This is a genomic window from Streptomyces sp. NPDC060205 (genome assembly GCF_042728395.1).
Taxonomy (GTDB): Bacteria; Actinomycetota; Actinomycetes; order Streptomycetales; family Streptomycetaceae; genus Streptomyces.
The window spans coordinates 1-21,406 of record NZ_JBHWZP010000051.1 but is presented as its reverse complement, the minus strand read 5'-3'; the positions used below and the strand labels follow the sequence as shown (position 1 = coordinate 21,406).

Annotated in this window: 17 protein-coding genes and 1 pseudogene; all 18 read right to left on the bottom strand. The window is 70.0% G+C overall.

The window, feature by feature from the left end:
* Positions 1-105 precede the first annotated feature (105 nt).
* Positions 106-2,325 (bottom strand): NADP-dependent isocitrate dehydrogenase, encoded by a 2,220-nt coding sequence (locus tag ACFWGJ_RS12285; protein ID WP_387322950.1) that lies wholly within the window; start codon positions 2,323-2,325, stop codon positions 106-108.
* 235 nt (positions 2,326-2,560) lie between these two features.
* Entirely contained in the window at positions 2,561-3,784 is a 1,224-nt protein-coding gene (locus ACFWGJ_RS12280) for an aminotransferase class V-fold PLP-dependent enzyme (RefSeq protein ID WP_387322948.1), read from the bottom strand.
* Positions 3,778-4,983 (bottom strand): hypothetical protein, encoded by a 1,206-nt coding sequence (locus ACFWGJ_RS12275; protein WP_387322946.1) that lies wholly within the window; start codon positions 4,981-4,983, stop codon positions 3,778-3,780. The genes ACFWGJ_RS12280 and ACFWGJ_RS12275 overlap by 7 nt, the downstream gene beginning before the upstream one ends.
* A 99-nt stretch (positions 4,984-5,082) precedes the next feature.
* Positions 5,083-5,934: a transcriptional regulator gene (locus ACFWGJ_RS12270; protein WP_387322945.1), complete on the bottom strand. Its 852-nt coding sequence runs from the start codon at positions 5,932-5,934 to the stop codon at positions 5,083-5,085.
* A 639-nt stretch (positions 5,935-6,573) separates the two neighbouring features.
* Positions 6,574-7,833: a (3,5-dihydroxyphenyl)acetyl-CoA 1,2-dioxygenase DpgC gene (gene dpgC, locus ACFWGJ_RS12265; RefSeq protein ID WP_387322977.1), complete on the bottom strand. Its 1,260-nt coding sequence runs from the start codon at positions 7,831-7,833 to the stop codon at positions 6,574-6,576.
* Between the two features lie 110 nt (positions 7,834-7,943).
* Positions 7,944-8,657, bottom strand: coding sequence for an enoyl-CoA-hydratase DpgB (gene dpgB / locus ACFWGJ_RS12260; protein ID WP_387322943.1), 714 nt, complete (start codon positions 8,655-8,657; stop codon positions 7,944-7,946).
* An 11-nt stretch (positions 8,658-8,668) separates the two neighbouring features.
* A complete protein-coding gene (dpgA, locus tag ACFWGJ_RS12255) occupies positions 8,669-9,781 on the bottom strand; it encodes a 3,5-dihydroxyphenylacetyl-CoA synthase DpgA (RefSeq protein ID WP_387322975.1) in 1,113 nt (370 codons plus the stop codon).
* A 143-nt stretch (positions 9,782-9,924) separates the two neighbouring features.
* Complete coding sequence (locus ACFWGJ_RS12250; protein ID WP_387322973.1) at positions 9,925-11,166, bottom strand: PLP-dependent aminotransferase family protein; 1,242 nt, start codon at positions 11,164-11,166, stop codon at positions 9,925-9,927.
* Positions 11,167-11,325: 159 nt separating this feature from the next.
* Positions 11,326-12,294: pseudogene (locus tag ACFWGJ_RS12245) on the bottom strand (alpha-hydroxy acid oxidase); the annotation flags it as partial.
* Between the two features lie 74 nt (positions 12,295-12,368).
* Positions 12,369-13,394 carry a 4-hydroxyphenylpyruvate dioxygenase gene (gene hppD / locus ACFWGJ_RS12240; protein WP_387322941.1) on the bottom strand — a complete coding sequence of 342 codons (1,026 nt, stop codon included), beginning with the start codon at positions 13,392-13,394 and terminating at the stop codon, positions 12,369-12,371.
* A 40-nt stretch (positions 13,395-13,434) separates the two neighbouring features.
* A complete protein-coding gene (locus ACFWGJ_RS12235) occupies positions 13,435-15,015 on the bottom strand; it encodes an MBL fold metallo-hydrolase (protein ID WP_387322939.1) in 1,581 nt (526 codons plus the stop codon).
* 103 nt (positions 15,016-15,118) lie between these two features.
* Positions 15,119-16,075 (bottom strand): ornithine carbamoyltransferase, encoded by a 957-nt coding sequence (locus ACFWGJ_RS12230; RefSeq protein ID WP_387322938.1) that lies wholly within the window; start codon positions 16,073-16,075, stop codon positions 15,119-15,121.
* Positions 16,072-17,079: a pyridoxal-phosphate dependent enzyme gene (locus ACFWGJ_RS12225; protein ID WP_387322936.1), complete on the bottom strand. Its 1,008-nt coding sequence runs from the start codon at positions 17,077-17,079 to the stop codon at positions 16,072-16,074. Before ACFWGJ_RS12225 ends, ACFWGJ_RS12230 begins: the two co-directional genes overlap by 4 nt.
* A gap of 73 nt (positions 17,080-17,152) precedes the next feature.
* Complete coding sequence (locus ACFWGJ_RS12220; protein WP_387322935.1) at positions 17,153-17,485, bottom strand: hypothetical protein; 333 nt, start codon at positions 17,483-17,485, stop codon at positions 17,153-17,155.
* A 29-nt stretch (positions 17,486-17,514) separates the two neighbouring features.
* On the bottom strand, positions 17,515-17,790 hold the full coding sequence (locus tag ACFWGJ_RS12215; protein ID WP_318108579.1) for a hypothetical protein: 276 nt from the start codon (positions 17,788-17,790) through the stop codon (positions 17,515-17,517).
* 246 nt (positions 17,791-18,036) lie between these two features.
* On the bottom strand, positions 18,037-18,813 hold the full coding sequence (locus ACFWGJ_RS12210; protein ID WP_387322933.1) for an ABC transporter permease: 777 nt from the start codon (positions 18,811-18,813) through the stop codon (positions 18,037-18,039).
* A complete protein-coding gene (locus ACFWGJ_RS12205) occupies positions 18,810-20,354 on the bottom strand; it encodes a hypothetical protein (protein ID WP_387322931.1) in 1,545 nt (514 codons plus the stop codon). Before ACFWGJ_RS12205 ends, ACFWGJ_RS12210 begins: the two co-directional genes overlap by 4 nt.
* Positions 20,351-21,304: an ATP-binding cassette domain-containing protein gene (locus ACFWGJ_RS12200; protein WP_387322929.1), complete on the bottom strand. Its 954-nt coding sequence runs from the start codon at positions 21,302-21,304 to the stop codon at positions 20,351-20,353. The genes ACFWGJ_RS12205 and ACFWGJ_RS12200 overlap by 4 nt, the downstream gene beginning before the upstream one ends.
* Between the last annotated feature and the right edge of the window lie 102 nt (positions 21,305-21,406).

Genomic DNA, 21,406 nt, shown 5'->3' with positions numbered 1-21,406 from the left:
GCGCAGGGGAACTGCGCGCCCCGTCAGGGGCGCGGGGAACTGCGCGCTCGGCCACGACGCGCCGGCGGACGGCGTCGAACCGTCAGCGGCACACCGAGGCCACGATCAGGCCAGCGTCGCCAGCGCAGCGTTCAGCGTCGCGGACGGCCGCATGACAGCCGCGGCCAGGGCCGGGTCGGGCTGGTAGTACCCGCCGATCTCGGCAGGCGAACCCTGCACCGCGTTCAGCTCGGAGACGATCGTCTCCTCCTGCGCGGTGAGCGTCTCGGCGAGCGGAGCGATCACCTTGGCGAGCTCGGCGTCGTCGGTCTGCCGGGCCAGCTCCTGCGCCCAGTACAGCGCGAGATAGAAGTGGCTGCCGCGGTTGTCGATACCGCCGAGGCGACGGCTCGGCGACTTGTCGTTCTCCAGGAACGTGGCCGTGGCGCGGTCGAGGGTGTCGGCGAGGACCTGGGCGCGCGCGTTGTCCGTGGTCTGCGCGAGGTGCTCGAAGCTGGAGGCCAGCGCGAGGAACTCACCCAGGCTGTCCCAGCGCAGGTAGTTCTCCTTGACCAGCTGCTGCACGTGCTTGGGCGCGGAGCCGCCGGCGCCCGTCTCGAAGAGGCCGCCGCCGTTCATCAGCGGGACGATCGAGAGCATCTTGGCGCTGGTGCCCAGCTCCAGGATCGGGAACAGGTCGGTCAGGTAGTCGCGCAGGACGTTGCCGGTGACCGAGATGGTGTTCTCGCCGCGGCGGATGCGCTCCACGGAGAGCTTGGTCGCCTCGACGGGCGACAGGACGCGGATGTCCAGGCCCTCGGTGTCGTGCTCCGGCAGGTAGGCGTTGACCTTCTCGATGAGCTTCGCGTCGTGGGCGCGGGTCTCGTCCAGCCAGAACACGGTCGGGTCGCCGGTGGCGCGGGCGCGGGTGACGGCCAGCTTGACCCAGTCCCGGATCGGGGCGTCCTTGGTCTGGCAGGCGCGGAAGATGTCGCCGGCGGAGACCGTCTGCTGCAGGACGACGTTGCCGGCCTGGTCGACGAGGCGGACCGTGCCGGTGGTCGCGATCTCGAAGGTCTTGTCGTGGCTGCCGTACTCCTCGGCCTTCTGCGCCATCAGGCCGACGTTCGGGACGGTGCCCATCGTCGACGGGTCGAAGGCGCCGTTGGCGCGGCAGTCGTCGAGGACGACCTGGTAGACACCGGCGTAGCTGGAGTCCGGGAGGACCGCCAGGGTGTCGGCCTCGCCGCCGTCCGGGCCCCACATGTGGCCGGAGGTGCGGATCATCGCCGGCATGGAGGCGTCGACGATGACGTCGGAGGGCACGTGCAGGTTGCTGATGCCCTTGTCGGAGTCGACCATGGCCAGCTCGGGGCCCTCGGCGAGCTCGGCGTCGAAGGACGCCTTGATCTCGGCGCCCTCGGGCAGGGACTCAAGGCCCTTGTAGATCCCGCCGAGACCGTCGTTCGGGGTCAGCCCCGCGGTGGCGAGCGCCTTGCCGTACTGCGCGAACGTCTTCGGGAAGAAGGCGCGCACCACGTGGCCGAAGATGATCGGGTCGGAGACCTTCATCATGGTCGCCTTGAGGTGCACGGAGAACAGCACGCCGTCGGCCTTGGCCTTGGCGATCTGCGCGGTGAGGAACTCGCGCAGCGCGGCGACGTGCAGGACGGAGGCGTCGACGACCTCGCCCGCGAGGACGGGTACGGACTCACGCAGGACGGTGGTGGAGCCGTCGTCGCCGGTCAGCTCGATGCGCAGGGAGCCGGCCTCGGAGATCACCACGGACTTCTCGGTGGACCGGAAGTCGTCGACGCCCATGGTCGCGACGTTCGTCTTCGAGTCGGCGGTCCAGGCGCCCATGCGGTGCGGGTGGGCCTTGGCGTAGTTCTTGACCGACGCGGGAGCGCGGCGGTCGGAGTTGCCCTCGCGCAGCACCGGGTTCACGGCGCTGCCCTTGACCTTGTCGTAGCGGGCGCGGATGTCGCGCTCCTCGTCGGTCTTGGCGTCGTCCGGGTAGTTCGGCAGCGCGTAGCCCTGCGACTGCAGCTCGGCGATCGCGGCCTTGAGCTGCGGGATCGAGGCCGAGATGTTCGGCAGCTTGATGATGTTGGCCTCGGGCGTCTTGGCCAGCTCACCCAGCTCGGCGAGGGCGTCGGGGATGCGCTGCCCCTCCTCAAGGAACTCGGGGAAGAGGGCGATGATCCGCCCGGCCAGCGAGATGTCACGGGTTTCCACAGTGACACCGGCCTGCGACGCGTACGCCTGGACCACCGGCAAGAACGAATACGTCGCCAGGGCCGGGGCCTCGTCAGTGTGCGTGTAGATGATGGTCGAGTCAGTCACCGGGTGCTCCGCTCCACGTCTGCAAAGTCTGCAACATTGCTCGACATCAAGATATCTCGTGATGGCGCGGGACCGGACAGGAGGCTGCACAACTCGGTCGTGGCCCGGCCCGGGGTCGGCTTCGGACCGCCCTCTTCGGGCGGCTGCGGACCGCGTTCCTCGCGTGGCTACGGACCGTGTTCCTCGGCCGGCTGCGGACCGCGTTCCTCGGGCGGCTGCGGGAGGACGACGGGCCCTAGCCGCCGGTGGCGGGTGCCACCCAGGTCAGGAGTTCGTCGAGGGCCTGGTAGAAGCCCTCGATCTCGGCGACCTCGTTGTACAGGTAGGCCGAGACGCGCAGGACCGCGCCGCCGGCGAGTTCGGTGACGAGGGGCTGGGCGCACATGTGGCCGCTGCGGACCATGTAGCCGTAGGAGTCGCTCAGCAGGCGGGCGACCTCATCGGTGGGGACGGCCGCGTCCAGGCGGAGCGAGGCGAGCGCGATGCGGTCGGTGTGGTCCGGGGGTCCGATCAGGGTCAGGGCGGGGCGCGCGAGCGCTCCGTCGACGAGGGCCGCGCAGAGGTAGCGTTCGCGCCGGTGGCGCTTGTCCGGGTCGAGCTCGTCGAGGTAGCGGATCGCCGCGGCGGAGCCGATGACGGAGGCGACGGCCGGTGTCCCCGTCTCGAAGCGGAAGGGGATGCGCCGGTCCACGCTGCCGTCGAGGTCGACCCAGTCGACCATCCCCCCGCCGACCGTCAGGGGCCGCAGCGCAGCGAGCCGCTCGCTGCGGCCGAAGAGGCAGCCGACCCCGGTGGGGCCCAGCATCTTGTGCATCGAGAATGCCATGAAGTCGACGTCCAGGTCGCGCACGCTGAGACGCCCGTGGGGCAGGGACTGCGCGGCGTCGAGCACGATCGTCGCGTCGCACGCGGCACGGATTTCGGCCACCAGGTCGCGCACCGGATGGACGACACCGGTGACGTTGGAGCAGTGCGTGAGCACGACCACCTCGGGCGGGTCGCTCAGCAGCTTCCGGAAGTGTTCGCGGTCGAGGCGGCCGTGCGCGTCCACCCGTGCCAGGTCGAGGTGTCCGACCCTGCGCCAGGGCAGCAGCTGGGAGTGGTGCGCGTCCAGGCAGCCGACGACGCGGGCGCCCGGGGCCAGGTCCAGACCGGCGGCGACGAGGTTCAGCGCCTCGCTGGTGTTCCTCAGCAGGACCACCTCGTTCGCCGCCGCTCCGATGTGCCGGGCGATCACCGTGCGGGAGGACTCGTAGGCGTCGGACGCCTCCTCGGAGAGCCGGTGCTTGCCCCGGTGGATGTTCGCGCCGTTGGACTCGTAGTACCCGCAGACGGCCTCGATGACCGAGCGCGGCTTCAGGGTGGTGGCCCCGTTGTCCAGGTACGAGATCGCGTGTCCGTCGATCTCCCGTCCCAGCGCCGGGAAATCGTCCCGGCGGGGTTCCTTCACTGTCACCACGCGCCTTCCGCGGAGAGATGGGACACGCATGCCTGGAACTTCCCGCTGCGCTCGCACGCGATGTAGTCGACCGCCTCGAAGCGGACCGGGTTCGGTTCCAGGGTCTCGCTGACGCGGGCTTCGAGTGCCGACGCGTCCCCTTCCTGTTCGGCGGAGTTGGCGACGTACTGGAAGGTGCACGCACCCGTCGGGTCCTGTTCCAGCTTGTAGAGGTCCAGCCAGGGCGCGTCGCCGACCACCGTGTCCACGGTGCCCGGCGACACGAGGCGCCCGGTCCGCAGGCGCACCGCCTGCGTGGCCCGGCCCTCGATCCGTACCACCGGCAGGTCACTGCCGCAGTCGCACGCGTCCCCCAGCGGGGTGAAGTAGTCCCCCGTGGCGTACCGGATGCGGGGCACCAGCGTGTCGTCCAGCGTGGTGACGTACAGCTCGCCCATGGTGCCGACCTCGACGGGCCGGCCGTCGCGGACGAACTCCAGGTAGAAGTCCTGGTCGTTGATGTGCCGGAGTCCCTTGTGGCACTCGAATCCCAGGTAGCCGAGCTCGGACATGCCGATCATGTCGCCGACGGGCATGTCCGCGCCCAGGAACGCGTCGATCTCCCGCCGCGCCACCCGCGTCATGAGGGTGTAGCCGCTCACCAGGTGCAGGGTGCGCGGTGAGCTGATCCGCCGTCCGAGCCGCCGCGCCCACCTGATCAGGAAGGCGAAGTGCGTGGAGTCCACCAGCAGCAGGTCGGGCTCGCAGATCTCCAGTTCGTCCAGCGTCTGGACGATCTGCCATTCCGGAGTCGCCATCAGGTCGTGGGCCACGGTCAGCACCACGGTGCCGTCCGGAAGCGTCCGGTCCTCCAGGGGCAGCAGTCCCGTCGCGCACTCCACGTCCGAACAGTTCGGTGGCGCGAACCGGCACGTCCTGGGCCTGCTGCCGGGACGCCAGAGATCGTCGAACCGACGGTTCACCGCGAGAGCCGTCGCCTGCCGCCGCGCCAGGTCGTAGGAGAGGATGGCGCTGTTGAGGCGGTCGCCGGACGTTCCGGAGCTCTGGAAGCGCATCACGTGGGGCGAGCTGAGGGTGTACCCCTTCGCCAGCACCCCCGCGGGGAAGTAGCGCCGGTAGTCCGGCTTCGCGGTGGGCGGTATCCGCAGGAAGTCGTCCGTGTCCTTGATGTCGGCCGGACAGAGTCCATTGTCCTCCATGTGCTTCCGGAAAAAGGTTGTGTTTTCAAACGCGTAGGCGATCTCCTGCCGCGCGGCCTCGAACGCCGCCGTCCCGGTCATGCTCCGGCCGTCAGCATGTCAGCCGCCGACACTGCGCCGGTTCTCCTGGCGCACTCGCTCGTCCAGCTGCTTCGCGAGGTCCGTCCACGTGTCCGCGTAGTACCGGGCCAGGTCCAGTACGAGGCTTCCGCAGTGGCTCGGTACGGCCTCCACGAGGTCCTCGCCCGCGCGCGTCGCCACCGCGTTCTGCTGCTGCAGCAGCCGGAGCAGCTGGCGCCCGCCCTCCTTGTGCCGGAGCGAGGGGTCCCGCAGCAGCTTCTCCAGGGCGGTGGCGGGGTCGGCCGGGAACTGGTTCCGTCTGAGCTGGACGCGCCGGTCGCCGGCCTCGGCCGCCGCGGGCGGGTCCGCGGGAGCTTCGGGGGCGCGGGCAGGCTGCACCACCGGGGCCAGGCCCAGTTCCAGCCGCTTGCGGACGTCGCTGACGGTCGCGGGAGAGATACCGGCGAGGCGGGACACCTCGCGCAGCGACGCCTCCGGCCGTTCGGCGATCAGTTCGGCGGCCCTCAGCCGGCCGTCCACGCTGCTGAGCGGACGCATCTTGCCGTCCCGGCCGATGCGGGCGCTGAGCTGGGGCAGCGCATCGGCCACGCGGCGCCGTATCGCCGCGACCGCCTTGGCGCCGAGGCCGGCCGCCCGGGCGATCGCCCGGTCCGACATCTGCGGGTGGGAGGCGATGATGCGGCCGGCGGCGGCTCGTCGGTCGGCCAGGGTCAGCGGAAGGCCGTGGGAGACGTTCACCTCCACCGCCCGCAGGAACGCTTCTTCCGGCGTTCCGTCGAACAGCTCGACCTCGATCAGCTCTTGGCCCCGCAGTTTCGCGGCCATGAGGCGGTGCATTCCGTCGATCACCCGGGTGGTGCGGCGATCCACGAGGATCGCGGGGATCGGCGTGTCAATCTCCGCTAATCTCGCTATGTGTTCCTCGTCCAGGCCTTCCGAACGCGGAGAATCTCCGGGAAGAAGTAGTTCGATCGACATCAAGGAGACATTCTCGCGCCGATCAGATGGATTCCACGGGTCCCCGTCGCCCCCGTCGGCAACGTTGTGTGAGCAGGGTTTGAGCGTGCGAACTGACTGAATCAAGGCATTCACCTAATCCGGTTCCGATTCGGAATGTGCCATTCGAGTCGACTCGAATGGCGATCCAAATACCGTTCGCCGAGCACTTGACTTGTCGTTCCCGACCCCACCCCCGAGCGTTCCAACGCGCCGGACCCCAGTCACGCGTCCTGGAACATACGGGAGGGCAGCACAGAGCACCACGATCTCGGCCCCCCGTAACACTTCTGTCTGCCGTGTCGTTATTCACCATCGTCGCTTTTCGGCCCTGCCATGTCTACCGAGGTTTCAGTTTTCACAGGCTGAAAGCGCGTCACGCCAGTCGCAGCCGGAGATGACGACCGGCCGGCACGCGCCGGCGTTCGGGTGGACCCGAGCACCGCCGCGACACCGGCCGATGGCAAGAGTGTTCAACTGCTGCTTCGCGTCATGCAAACACCGCGCCGGCCGTCAGCCGGAAGCCGCAAATCGCCCCACCTTCTCGATGACATCGGGGCTGTACAGGCGAAACGATTGATGGAGTGCGAATTCGGCCATGTATGACTGGAAATCGGTCCGGGACTCCTCCGCGAGGTTCAGCATCCGCCGGTTGGCGAGGACCGCGGAACCCCGCAGCCGGCGCAGCGCCGCCTCGGCGGCCTCGTCCAGCGCCTCGCTCTCGTGCACCTCGTCGAAGACGAGCCGGGCCTCCGGCTCGCTCGCCCGCAGCCGACGGCCGCCCAGAATCAGCTGCCGGGCCAGACGCGGACCGACCGACCTGCCCAGACGGAAGTTCGACGCCCCCGGGATGATGCCCTCCTTGGCGGCCGGAAGACTGACGTAGGCGTCCGACGCGGCGAGCACGCAGTCGAACACCAGCAGGATCTGGGCCCCGCCGCCGATCGCGAAGGTGTCCACCGCGGCCACCCAGGGCTTCTCCACGGTGGCCGGCAGTCCGCCCGGAGCGTTCCCGGTCAGGACGCCGCGAAGAACCTTGTGAATGTACCCGAGCTCCCGGCGCAGCAAAAAGTCGACGAGCGAGATCCCGCCACCGTGCAGCGTCTTGAGGTTCACGCCCGCGCTGAAGACCCGCCTTCCGCGGTACCGGGGATGCGTCATCTCACCACCCCGCAGCAGACAGACCTCCACCCCCGGGTCGAGCAGCGCGAGATCGACCGCCGTCTCCATGTCGTCGATCTGCTGGTCGTCCTCGGCGTTCAGACAGTCGTCACGGCACATCGTCAGACGCGCCGCTGCCTCCGTCCGCTCCAGGCGCACCGAGCCGAGGTCCGCCGTGCCGGTGCGCAGGAACTCCGGCAGCAGACCCAGGGCCCTCGGGGTGGGACGCAGCATCGCGTCGAGCAGATGCGCACCCGCGGCCGGCGAGCGCAGGACCGCCCGGAAGAAGAGGCCCTGGTCGATCTCGTCCCCTTCCTTCTCCGCCTGCGGCCGGGAGCGTTCCGTCGCCAGCCGTTCGGGGGTCGGCACCAGGCCGGGGAAGGCCGCCGCCGCGCCGTCGGCCAGCTCGGCGACTCTCAGGTGGCGCGTGCGGCCGGCGGTCAGCTCGTCGTACACGGCCTCGGCGTGCACGCCGAGGAACGCGGCGCGCAGCTCCCGTGCCCCGGCCCGCGCGGCCGCGGCGGCCGCGCGCTGGGCGGACGAACGCCGTGCCGGTTCCGGCAGGGCCGCGATGACCTCGTCGGCGCGTGCGGCGGTCCTCGCGAGGGCGATCCGCGCGTGCGCCAGTTCGCCGCACACCGCCCGGAGCTCGTCCTGTCCGCCGGCTCCGGCTTCGTGTTCGGGTTCGGCGGGTTCGGCGGGTTCGGCGGGTTCGGCGAGGTTCACGACCGGCCTCCCGCCACCGCGGCACGGCGCAGCGCACGGTCGCACGCCGCCAGGTGGACGCCGAGGGCCTCCTCGAAGCTCGTCGTGGGCGCGTCCAGCAGCAACTGGCGCCGGATGGCCAGTTCGGTCCCGGCGACGGCCGCCGACCGCTCCACTGCGACGGCCACGGCCTTCGCGGGGTCGTCGACCATTTCGTCCACGAGGTTCAGGGCCAGCCCGTCGGCCGCCCCGACGGGCATGCCGAAGAGCACGGCCCGCCTGATGGTGCCGGTCGAGCCGTGCTTCGCGAGCCGGAAGAGAGCCATGCCCGGCCAGGTCGCATCGTCCTCCACCGGCATCATCAGGCGGGCCGAGCGCGTCGCGATGCGGTAGTCCGCGGCGAGGAAGGCGTCCAGGGCCAGTCCCCCGCAGTCGCCGTCGGCGACGGCGAAGGTGGCCGCGGGCAACCGCTCCAGCCGGCGCAGCACCTGCTCCCACTTGTTGACCAGTGACACGGTCAGGCCGTGCGCCCGGGGTCTCCCGGGTGCGCCTGACACCCGCACGATCACCTTGGCGCGCCCGCCCTGGTCCTCCGCCTGGTCGCAGGCCGCGGCGACGGCCGCGACGGTCTCCGCGGAAAGCGCCTGCCGGCCGTCGATGCGCAGCAGGACGCGGTCCCCCGCGTCCGCGAGGTCGGCGGGGAGGGCGGAGTCCTTCGTCGCGTCTGTCATCTTCGTCTCCGTCACCACTGCACCAGCGCAGCCTCGATGGTCGAACCGGGTCCCATGACCATGAGGACGCCGTAGTCCCCGGATCGGGTCGCTCGTTCCTGGAGCAGCCGTTCGTAGGAGAACAGGAAGGAGCCGCTCGACAGGTTGCCGTAGTCGCGCAGGACATCGACCGTGTGGCGCACGTCGTGCCGGGTCAGGCCCAGGTTGACCCGGACCGCGTCGATGACCTTCTTGCCGCCCGAATGCACCAGCCAGTGGCTGATGTCGCTGCGGCGCAGTCCCGCGCCGTCCAGCAGGCGGCCGATGATCTGCTCCGCGTTCGCGCCCACCACGTACGGGACCTGGGGGTCCAGGAAGAAGCTGAACTTGCCCTGGGAGTCGTCCCAGTCGAAGCGCATCGCGTCGATCGCGTCGGTGATGAGGTGGCTGGCGAAGGAGAGGATGCGAGGGCTGCCCGACCCGGTCCCCTGGCCGGGGGCGCCGTGGGCGGTGTCCTCGGTGTCGGTGATCAGGGCGACCGCCGCCGCGCCGTCCCCGAAGAGACTGTTCACCACGGCGGTGCGCAGGGTCGAGTCGATGACGTACGCGGCGGAGCACGCCTCCACGCAGAGCGCGACGGCCACCTTGCCGGGGTTGGCGACGGACCATCCGTTCACCGCGTTGAGGGCGTTGAGGCCGGCGTTGCAGCCCATGCCCACCACGTCGACCCGGCTGGTGCGCGGCGAGATGCCCATCTCCCGGATGAGCAGGGCGCTCAGGCCCGGGGTGAGGAAGCCGGTGGTGGTCACGCAGCACAGGTAGTCGATGTCCGCCAGGTCGAGGCCCGAGTCCTTGAGACAGGCACGTACGGCGCGGGCGCCCATGTCGAGGGCCATCCGGCGGTGCTTGGCCAGCAGTTCGCCCTGGCTCTCCTCGATCGGGGCGCCGTCGGAGTCCACTTCGGGGAGGGTGAGGTAGCGCCGGTCGATGGCACTGTTGAGGAAGACCGACCGGACCTTGGGGTCCTCGATGGCGAAGTGGTCGAGCAACTCCCGCTGTGAATAGGAGTGTTCACTGTTGGCCGTACCGACACCGGCGATCCGGGCCGTGGCGGTGGTTTTGGTCCGGGGAACACGCTCTCCCATGACGTCGATGTCGGGCGTGATCGTCAATGCGGTCATCGAAAAGTCCACCCCCACATACGGGTCCTGCTGCGGATGAGAATTTCTGCCACCAACACCGCTTTTTCCTTCCGTGAGGTGAAGTCGAAATCGTCGGGCGGGCCGGTTCAACCGGCTCGGTGTGCCTGCGTCCGTACGAAGCGGGCCAGCCGGTCGACGCCGTCCACGATCTCCTCGTGGCTCAGGTAGCTGACGGACAGCCGCAGGCTCGACTCGCCGCCACCCCGCGGATAGAAGTAGGACATCGGCGTCCAGATGACGCCGAACTCCTCCGCGGAGCGCTCCAGCGCGGCGTTGTCCGCGCGGAACGGGACATCGACGGCGAGGAAGAAGCCTCCGGTGGGCTCGTTCCAGCTGATACCGAGCGCGCCGCGCTCGTCCTCGGGGAAGCGTCGGTCGAGCTCGCGGAGGGTGACCCGCATGGCGTCGCCGTAGTAGGCGGCGGTGCGGGTGTTGAGCTCCGAGGTCCGGCCGTCGACGGAGAGGAGCATGCCGGCCGTGACGGCCTGGCTCACCGGAGAGGTGTTGACCGTCAGCATGCTCTTGATCCGGGCGAGTTCGTCCGCGAGCAGTCCGGTGGTGCCGGCGTCGTCGACGACCGGCTGGTCCGCGACGACGAAACCCACCCTGGTGCCGGGGAAGAGCGTCTTGGAGTACGACCCCAGGTGCACGACCCGGTGCTCGCGGTCCAGGGACTTGAGCGTCGGCAGCTGTTCGCCGGGGCTGACCATCCGGTACGGGCTGTCCTCCAGGATCAGGATGTCGTGCCGCTCCGCCAGGTCGAGCAGTTCCTGGCGGGCGGGCAGCGTCATGGACGTGCCGGAGGGGTTGGAGTGGTCGGGGATCACGTAGAACGCGCGCGGGCGGCGGCCCCGGGCCCGCTCCGCGAGGATCGCGGCTTCCAGGGCGGCGCAGTCGAAGCCCTTCTCGCCCTCCTCGACGGCGCCGACCTCGACGTCCAGGAGCCGTGCGGCGCCGGTGATGCCCACGTAACAGGGGCTGGAGACGAGCAGCACGTCGTCGGGGCCGGAGATGAGGGCGCGGACCGCGAGGAACATCGCCTCCTGGCAGCCCACGGTCACGACCACCGACGCCGGCGACACGTCGATCCCCTCGTCCTTGCGGAGCGAGTCCGCGACGAACTCCCGGATCTGGCCGGCGGTCGGCCCGTACTGGAAGATCGCGGAGCGGACCTGCGCGGGACCGGCGCCCTGCGCGGCCAGGTGGTCCAGATAGCGGCGCAGGTACGTGAAGACGTCCTCGGTGTCGAAGAACCCGTCGTAGGGGCGACCGGGGGCGAACGAGACCGCGTCGGGGTAGCGGTGGGTGATCTCGTTGAGGAAGTTCATGGTGTCGAGGACCGGGTCGCGGACGCTGCCGTGCAGCTCCTCCCTGCGCAGTCCGGCGGCGCCCGTCCGGCTGCGCGGCGGCTCGGGAAGCCGTCGGGCGGCGACGGGACGCCCGTCGTCCGCTTCTTCCGGCCCACCGACGAGCGGCGGACCCGCCCGGTCGACGGACGGCGTGCCCGTGAACGTCATGGTCTCCACCAGTTCGTCGACGACGGTGCCGAGCACCCGCTCGACGCCCGTCTCGCCGCCCGCCGCGAGGCCGTGCAGCACCGGACGTCCCAGGAGCACCGCGTCGGCGCCGAGCGCCAGCGCCGCCAGTACGTCCGAGCCGCGCCGCACACCGCCGTCGACGAGCACGGGACAGGCGCCCCGGACCGCGTCCGCGATCTCCGGCAGGACGTCGAGCGTCGCGGGGACCGCGTCCAGCTGGCGGCCGCCGTGGTTGGACACGACGATGCCGGCGGCCCCGGCGGCGACCGCCTGCCGTGCGTCGGCGGGCGTCAGGACGCCCTTGACCAGGACCGGCAGCGCGCTGATCTCCCGCAGCCAGCCGAGCACCCCCCAGTCCAGGCCGGCGTCGAACTCGGCCAGCGCGTGGTCCGCCGGTGAGGAGAAGCCGGCACTGGTGAGGTTGGCGGGCACGATGCCGTCCGGCAGGCGGAAGCCGTTGCGCAGATCGCGCAGCCGGCGCCCGAGCCGGGGCGCGTCCGCGGTCAGCACCAGCGCCTCGAACCCGGCCCGCTCGGCGCGCTCGACGAGGGCCCGGGTCGCGTCGCGGTCCCGGAAGCAGTAGACCTGCAGCCAGAGCGGCGCCGCGGCGACCCGCGCGATGTCCTCGAAGGTCCGCCCGGCGAAGGTGCTCACCACGAGGGGCAGACCGGCGCGTCCGGCGGCCCCGGCGGTGGCGACCTCGCCCGCCGGGTCCGCCAGGGTGTGGTAGGCGAGGGGGGCGACGCCGACGGGCGCCGCCCAGGACCGGCCCAGGATCCGGGTCGTGGTGTCCGGCCGGCCCATCCCCGTGAGCACCCGCGGCCGGAAGCGTACGCGGTCGTACGCCTCCACGTTGGCCGCGAGGGTCCGTTCCTCCCCCGCGCCGCCCGCGCAGAAGTCCCACACGCCCGGGTCCATGCCCGCGCGGGCACGGACCGCCCAGTCCGCGAGGGTGTACGGACCCGGCGCGCCGCCGTCCGCCGCCGCGCCACTCACCCTGCGGCCAGCCGGTCTCGCTCGACCGCCTCGTACAGGGCCCGTATGTTGGCGCTGCCGAAGCCGCGCGAGCCCTGGCGCTGGATGAGTTCGAAGAACAGTGTGTTGCGCTCGTAGGGCGAGCGGCTGAACAGCTGCAGCAGGTAGCCCCATTCGTCGCGGTCGGCGAGCACCTGGACGGACCGCAGCTCCGCGACCTCCTCGCGCATGCCGGTGATCCGCTCGGCGAGCACGTCGTAGTACGAGTCGGGGGTGGCGAGGAACTCGGTGCCGGCCTCGCTCATCCGTCGCACGGTGGGGATGATCTCGTCCACCAGGAAGGCGAGGTGCTGGACACCGGGACCTCCGTTGCGCTCGATGAAGGCGTCGAGCTGTCCCGGCTCCTTCGACGGGTCCGGGGCGACCAGGGTGAAGGTGACCCGCCCGGAGTCGCTGCGGACGACGATCGAGTCCATCGCCTGGTCCCCGACCGCCACGTACTCGGAGGAGTAGCGGGACATCCCGAAGGCCTTCTCGTAGAAGTCCGCGTACTCGGTGAGGCGGTGCCCCTCCAGGCAGACCGCGACGTGGTCGAGCAGCCGGACGGGGCCCTCCCGCGCGGGATCCGGCGCGGGCGTGCTGCGTACCCAGGTGCGGCCCGGCGGCAGTTCGGCGGTCGCGGCGGTGGCGTGCGGCAGCAGGGTGTGGCTGACGTCGCCGAAGCCGGAGACGACGCGGTGCCCGTGCGAGACGCCCAGGGGTCGGGCCCCGGCGGCCACCGCCGCGTCGTGCGTCGCCGCCACGTCGTCGCAGCTGAACGCGAGGTCCGCGATGCCGTCGCCGTGCCGGTCGAGGAAGCGGGTGGTGCCCGGACCCGACGTCACGATCAGCCGGGTCTCCCCCTGGCGCAGCAGGATGGAACTCCGGTCGGGCTCCACGGAGTCGGCGATGCGGGTGAAGCCCATTCCCGAGACGAAGTAGTCGACGGCCGTCGGCGCGTGCCGGGTGTACAGCTCGGCGTACAACAGGTCCTGCACTGTCATGTCTGTCTCCTTAAAAGCCGCTGGGTTGCCGGTCGTCCCTCTACCAGCGCCATTCCTGCTGGCCGTACAGGTGGCCCGCCTTGATGCCACGGCCCTTGCACCAGGCCATGAACTCGTCGATCTGCTTGATCTGGTACGTGTCCTCGGTGTAGGTCGTCGCCATGACGTGGCCGAGCCAGGGCTCCTCGCCCATTGCGTAGACGTACGCCTCCTCGGCTCCGAGCTCGACCATGATGTCGGCGGCCTGAGCGGCGTTGGAGCCGGACAGCTTGCGGGAGTTGCTCATCTTCTTCGTGACCGGCTTGGTGAGCAGCGCCTGGTAGAGCCAGGTGAGCGGGGCGCCGTCGCACTCCATGCCGAGGAAGGCGATGTCCGCGGTGCCCAGGTGCTGCCGGACGTAGCGGTACAGCACCGGGTCGATGCCCGAGGAGTCCGCGCCGATGTAGACCTTCTTGCCGGCGAACTCCGCCCAGTACGTGGACTTTCCGCGGATGTCGAGGTCGCAGTGCTCACCGAGGAAGGGGGTCGCGGTGATCTTGCCGCCGGGGAACTCCACCTCGTCGAAGTCGTCGACCTCGACGACCGGGAAGCCCTGGTGCTTGAGCATGAGCGCCATGGACGGGTCGGCGAGGTTGCCGCGCGAGGAGCGGGGGACGACGATCCGGCCGACCCGGCCGCGCAGTTGGAACAGGGTCTCCAGGACGATGTGGTCCTGGTGGCCGTGTGTGATCAGCACGAGGTCGATGTAGTCGGGCAGGTCGTCGAGGGTGTACCGGTCGCCGGCGGTGTTGTCGGCACTGATGAACGGGTCGGTGACGACGGCGGCCTCGTGCGTCTGGAGGACCAGACAGGCGTGGCCGAAGTAGCGGATGCGGCCGCCCGCGTCGATGTGCCGGTCCTCGGCCAGGCTCGGCCGGTCGCTCAGCATGCCGGACAGCTGCCCGGTCCGGGTGTCGTCGAGTTCGAGGGCCTCGCGGAGCTTCGCGAGCGTCGTGGGCTGCACCCGGGCCTTGAAAAGCTCTTCGAACCCGGCGTGGCGGAACGGGATGTCCAGCTCCAGCACATCGGGCGAGGACAGTCGTGGCGTACTGAGGATGAACGGCCGCTCGATGCCGGTCTCGAAGGACAGCTGCACCGACTGGCGCTCCTCCTGGTAGACCTCGCTGTGGTACGCCAGCGGCTCCATGAAGCGCACCTGGGCCTGGTTGTCGGTGTCGTACGCCAGCTCGACGAGGCCGGCGAGCTCCGTGGGCAGCTTCGGGTACAGCGGGGTCAGGTCGAACCCGGTGGCGTTGCTGCGGAGCAGTTCCTGCCCCTCCGCGATCGCCTCGGCGAAGCGGATCATGGCGGCCCGCTCGCGCTTGATGGTGGCCAGCAGGTCGCGCACCTCGTCGGCGCGCTCCTCGGCGATGTTGACGAAGTAGCCGCCGCGCAGCTCGGGGTTGACGCTGGCCGCCACGTGGACCTTCGGGGACTGGAGGTACGACTCAAGGAGCGGTACCTGCAGGAAGGCCAGGTTCATCGCGGCCTGGACAGGCGCCAGGGTGTGCGGCCAGGCGTAGAACCGGTCCACCAGCGGTTCCACGATGACCTTGGATCGCAAGTACAGCTCGTCAGACATGGGTGCCCGTCCTCCAGAGAATCGCCTGAATCAATGCCGGATGCTCAAGGGGCCGCGGACGGCGAACGGCCCGCGCAGGAGGGCGGCCGTCCGCGGCGGTACGTCAACTGTTCTTGATCTGTGGCGCTTTGCCGGCCACGCCCCACTCCAGTACGGCCATGGCACTGGTCAGCTTCATCTCGGCCTGCTGCCAGGCGATCGAGCGCGGGCCGTCCAGGACCGCACCGGAGACCTCCTCGCCGCGGTGCGCGGGCAGGTCGTGCATGAACGTCGCCTCCGGCCAGCGTGCGAGGAACCGCTCGTCGATGTGGAACGGACGGAACCGCTCCCGCCAGTCGGGATCCGTCTTGACGGTGCCGGTCGTCTGCCAGCGCGTCGTGTAGACGACGTCCACGTCGCTCGGCAGGTCGTCCGTGTCGTGGACTTCCTGGACGCTGCCGCCCGCCCCGGCCGCCCGCTTCGCGGCCGCCTCCAGCACCTGCGGGTCCAGTCCGTAGCCGGCCGGGGTGGCGAAGGTGATGCGGCAGCGCGGAATGTGGGAGACACCGTGAGCGAGGGCGGATGCCGTGTTGTTGCCCTCGCCCAGGTAGAGCACGGAGATGCCTTCGAGTGAACCGAACTGCAGGAGCATTGTCGCCAGGTCGCACACACCCTGGGTCGGGTGCTCCTCGGCCGCCATGGCGTTGATCACGGGCAGGCGTCCGGCGTCGGCCATCTCCCGCAGGTCCTCCAGGGGTCCGGACGTCCTCGCGACCAGCGCGTCCAGCATGGAACCGAGGATGCGTCCGGTGTCCCCGACGGATTCCCCGGTGGCCGTCTGGAGGTCGTTTGGACCGTACGTGACGGGAAACCCGCCGAGCCGCACGGCGCCGCTCGTGAAGGCGGTCCTGGTCCGCGTCGACGTCTTGGCGAAGAGGACGCCTACCAGTTTGCCGCGCAGTGGTCTGTCGTGCGCCGTGCGGTCGAGGAAGAGCTCGCGGGATCTGGCGACCAGGCCCTGCAGTTCCTCCCGGGTCAGTTCGGACAGCGTCAGCAGCCCGCGTGCCTCGGTGGACATCATTCTCCGCTCTCGCCCAGGGCGCGGTAGACGACTGTGCCGCCCATCCCGGCTGGGGTGATTCCCTGGGCGGTCCGCCAGTCGGCGTGGTAGATGGTCGTCCGGTAGCGGTCCGCTCCGTCGGGGCACAGGCAGACGAGTTCGTCGGTCTCCGGGTCCTGCCGGAACATCCGCAGTGCGGCAGCCACGGTCGCCCCGGAACTGCCCCCGACGCCGATGCCGGCTTCCTCCTGCAGCCACAGACAGGCCGACACCGCTTCAGCGGCATCGATGTACTGCACGGTCGCGGTCGTGGGGTCCAGGAAGCTCGACGGACAGCTCGCCCCGATCCCGGACAGCAGCCTGCGCCCGGAGGTGCGCCCGAGCGCCGCCGATCCGTGGACGTCGACACCGATGAGGCGCCAGTCCGCGCCGGTCGCGTCGACGAACCGGGTCAGGCCGGCGAGCGTGCCACCCGTGGAGACGGGGACCAGGACCGTCGCCGGACCCGGCACCTGTCGCAGGAGTTCGGGTGCCGTGCTCTCGAAGTGGGCGTTCGGGTTCGCCTCGCTCCGGTACTGATTCGTCCAGACAAGGCCGGGACGGAGCTTCAGCTGTTCCTTGACATATCGAATACGGTTGAGCAGAAATCCACCGGCGGCATCCGGCTCCTCGATCACCTGCACCCTGGCTCCGAGGCCGCGCATCCGCTCGATGAAGAATGCGCTGGTGCGCAGATCGACGACAGCGGTGAACGGGACGCCACGTGCGGCGCATTCGGCCGACATGGCGATACCAAGATTTCCCGACGTCGACTCGATGACGCCGATGTCCTTGTCGATACGGTCGGCCACATGCTCGATCAAGGAGACGGCGATACGGTCCTTCAGCGAGCCGAACGGATTCTTCGATTCGAGCTTGAGTCGCAGCCGCCGCGTCTTTCCGTTCACATCCAGAGAAACATCCACCATCGGGGTGTTCCCGACCGGTGACCACACAGGGTCCGCAGATTTCACAGCCCTTGTCATCAGCGACATCCGATATTCTTGAGTAGCGTGGCGGGTCGGCTCACGGCCCCATGAAGCACCGGATGGGATTCCGTCAGGCGCCGGCCGTTTCCACGAGCGCGAGTCGACCGATCCCCTTCAAGGTGGCCAGATCGATGTCGGCGATGCAGCGCACCGGGTCACCGTTGAGCGTGAGGGTGCCCTCGACGTGCACGGTGCCGGTCCGGGCGTCGAAGTCGGCGCCACCCAGGTCCGACGCCTCCCGGTCCAGGCGTATGCCCAGATCGGTGCCGCCTCTGGTCTCCGTGAACTTCACGAAGACGGTCCCGATGTCCGTCAGCCGGGTGTTCAGTTCCTCCAGCGTGGGCTCGGGTCCGCCGACCTCCACGCTCTGCTCCGCGCTCAGGCGCTCGGTCAGTTCGTCCATGGTTCATCTCTCCGATCGAAACGGCCGGTTCAGGACGGCTCGGACTCCACGTAGGCGAATGCCAGGTCGTCCGGGATGCTGAATTTCAGAGTGGTCTCACAGAATTCACGCCACTCCGGGGTGTCCTCGGTGAAGAGTCGCTTGTCCTTGTCGACACCGACAGGACTCAGCATGACCGTGAATTCATCGCAGAGGAACACCGTGGTGTCGTCGGCGAGTTCACGCTCCTCGGGCTGCGCCCCGGCAGACCAGCCGGGAAAGCCGCGCAATTCACCCAGTGGGTACGATTTGCAGTACTTCCTCACCGGAACCTCCGAGAGCAGGCCGACAGCGGACGCGCAACATCCAGCACCCGAAGGACCGTTCGCGACGGTCTATCCGAATGCTGCGCAAATACGTTTTAGGGCGCCCTCAGCGTACGACAACCGTGCCTGCCCATCCATAAGTGCATGCGCAGAGAAATGGCGGTCCCGTGTCCAACTGGCGCCTTCGCGCAGTTGGACACGGGACCGCCTTACCCGCCCGGGGGATTAGCGGGTAGCCTGGTTCGCTCATACGTCTCGCAGGCGCAGCATCGCGCCGCCGGCGGCCAGCGCGCCGGCGGCCCACAGGGCCACCACGCCGAGCCCCTCCCAGGGGCCGATCGGGAGCCGGTCGATGTCGATCGTCGTCTGCACGGAGAGGCCGGCCGTCATGGGGGCGATCTGCTGGAGCAGCCGCTGCCAGTCCGGGTCCGTGATCACCTGGGTGAGGATCGGGAAGAGGAACAGCAGTCCCAGCACGATCCCGATCGCCGTCGCCGAGCTCCGCACGATGAGCGCGACACCGAGGCTGAGCAGCCCGATCAGGGCGAGGTACAGGACGGATCCCGCGGCGGCGCGCAGGGTCGCCGAGTCGGCCAGTGACATCGCCTCGTAGCCGTGCGCCTCGGTGAAGCCACGCCCCGGCTGCACCATCCCGCCGATCAGCAGGGACCCGACGACGGCGACGGCACCCGCCACCACGATCACCCCGCTGAGCACGGCCACCTTGGAGAACAGGACGGTCAGCCGGCGCGGTACCGCGGCGACGGTGCTCTGCATCATGCCGGTGCTGTACTCGTTACCGACCATCAGCACCGCGACGATCGCGACGACGACCTGACCGACCATGACACCGGTGAGGCTGAGCTTCGTGGCGTCCTCCCCGCAGCCCAGGGCATCGCACCGGGAGGTCATGGCCACCGCCGCGCCGACCGCCAGGGTCAGCGCCACGGCACCGAACAGCAGCCACGCGTTGCTGGTGTCCGTCCGCAGTTTCGTCCACTCCGCGCGTCCTGCGTGCCTCATGCGTCCCTCCGTCGGATCAGGACCAGCGCGCCGGCGAAGGCGGCAGCGGCGTAGGCGCACAGGACGGCGAAGCCCGCCCACGGCGCCAGCGGGAAATAGCCGTGCATCGGCGAGTAGACCGTGACGACCTGGTCGTAGTGGGTGACGGTCTGCTGGATGGCGAACCCGGCGGCGGGTGTGACCTTCAGGAGCCAGTCCGAGGCCGAGGGCGGCAGAACGGACGCGGTGGCGAGCAGATAGGGCAGCACCATGCTGACGACCACCACGGTGATGGTCACGGCGCTGCGCCGCAGGATCACTCCGACCGACAGGGCGAAGACACTGGCCGCGGCCAGCAGCAGGCCCGTGCCCACGATGACCCTCAGTTCGGTGGCGGACGGCACCGTCAGGACGGGAAAGCCGTTCGCCAGGGAACGGGACGCACCGAACGGCACCATGAACGCGGCAGCGACCGCACCGGCGAGGAAGGCGGCGCAGCCCACCACGAGGGCCTTCGACACCAGCACGCTTCCTCGGCCTGGGCTGGCCGCGAACGTGACGCCGATCAGCCCGCGGCGGTACTCGGCGGTCATGTAGCCCGCGGCCACGACGACCATCATGATCAGTCCCGCGAATGCGCCGACGAGGAAGTTGGAGACGATGCGCACACCGCTCGCCGCCGGCCCGCCGACCACCGGCGCGATGTCGCCGGCGCCGGTGATGCGGTAACCCCCGCCGGACCTGACCGCTTCGCCCTTCGTCGTCTGGCTGTAGCTGCCGCTCGTACCCGCGCCATCGCTGACCTGCAAGTTCTGCCAGGCGTCGCCGCTCCAGCCGCCGCTCAGGGCGGGCGCGCCGAACGTGCCGGTCGCGACAGCGGGGTTGAACCCCGTTCCCGTACCGGTGTCCTCCGTGGCGGACGGTGAGGCCACGAACAGGCCGACCTGCGGCGACTCGGAGAGTCGGGAGAGGCGGGCCGAGCCCACCTCGGTCCACGCACTGCCGTCCGTCGACTGATAGCCCGTCACGGTCTCGCCGGAGCGCACCAGTCGCAGCCAACGCGGCGCCTCGGCCGACACAGCACCGGGAAGGCCCGCCTTGTCGTGCGTGTAGTCGTACTGCATCCGCACGCCGTGGGCCCCGGTGACCATCAGGGCCGCGTACGACGAACCCGGCTTGAGGGAGTCCTTCACGATGATGCCGGCCTTGGACCAGGGCGCGAGACCGGGCTTGTTCTCCGTGGGAGACTCCGCGACCTGACCGGTCAGCGAGGACACCGACACGGTGATGCTGCCGTCGCCCTTCAGCGGCTGGTGCACGAAGTAGAAGGCGTCGTTGACCGCGTGGCCAGAAGGGCCGACCGGCAGCTTCGACGCGTCGCCGCCGTTGCTCTGGGCCGTCGCGAGCAGACCGACCAGACAGGTGACGACCAGAGCACCGAGCGTGCTGAGCACCCAGCCCCGCACGGTCCGGAACTTGGTCCATTCCGCGCGCAGTACGCGTCCGAAGCCGCCGCGTGCCGGCCGGCTGGTGGCGGGCGGCGGCGAGAGGGTGGTGGTCATCGTCCGGCCTCCCCGGTGACGACGCCGCGGTACTGCACGGAGTCCCGGGTGAGCTCCATGTAGGCCTCCTCCAGGGACGCACGGTGCGAGGACACCTCGGAGAACGGCACCGCGTGCGAGCCGAGCACGGACACGACGTGTTCGGCCGGCAGGTCGGTGACGCTGATCGTGTCGTTCCCGGTGGAACTCACCGTCGCGCCGGCCCGCGCGAGCACGTCCATCGCCTGCCGGAGGGCGGACGTGCGCAGGGTGACGCGCCCCTCGGACACCGACGCGAGCAGGTCCCGCACGCTCATGTCGGCGACGACCTTGCCGCGCCCGACGACGACCACGTGATGGGCCGAGTCCTGGAGCTCGCTCATCAGGTGACTGGACACCAGCACGGCACGGCCCTGGTCGGCGAGCGACGCCAGGAAGCCCCGCATCCACCTGAAGCCCTCGGGGTCCAGACCGTTGAACGGTTCGTCCAGCATGAGCATCGGCGGGTCGCCGAGCAGCGCTGCCGCGATACCGAGCCGCTGGCGCATGCCCAGGGAGAAGCCACCGGCCTTGCGCCCTGCCACGTCCTGGAGGCCGACCCGGCGGATCACCTCGTCCACCGCGGCGGTGCCGAGCCCCTGCGAGTGCGCCAGCCAGAGCAGGTGATGGCGGGCCGTCCGGCTCGGCTGCACGGCGGACGCGTCGAGCAGCGCGCCGACGTGCTTCAGCGGAGTACGCAGCGTGTGGTACGGACGCCCGCCGACCAGCGCGCTGCCCTTGTCCGGCCTGTCCAGCCCGAGGATGACACGCATCGTCGTCGACTTGCCGGCACCGTTCGGACCGACGAAGCCGGTGATCTGCCCCGGCCTGACGGAGAACGACATGCCGTCCAGTGCCTGAGTGCTGCCGAAACGCTTGTAGACGTCCCTGACCTCGATCACGGCCTGTAACCCATCGATCGTCTTGTCCATGCAAGAAGGCTAGGGAACGAGGGGGTACGAATCCTCACGGCAGCGAGCGAAGTTCCGGCTGCCCAGGTGGGGGGACGAAGCAGACCGGCCCTCCCTCGTACC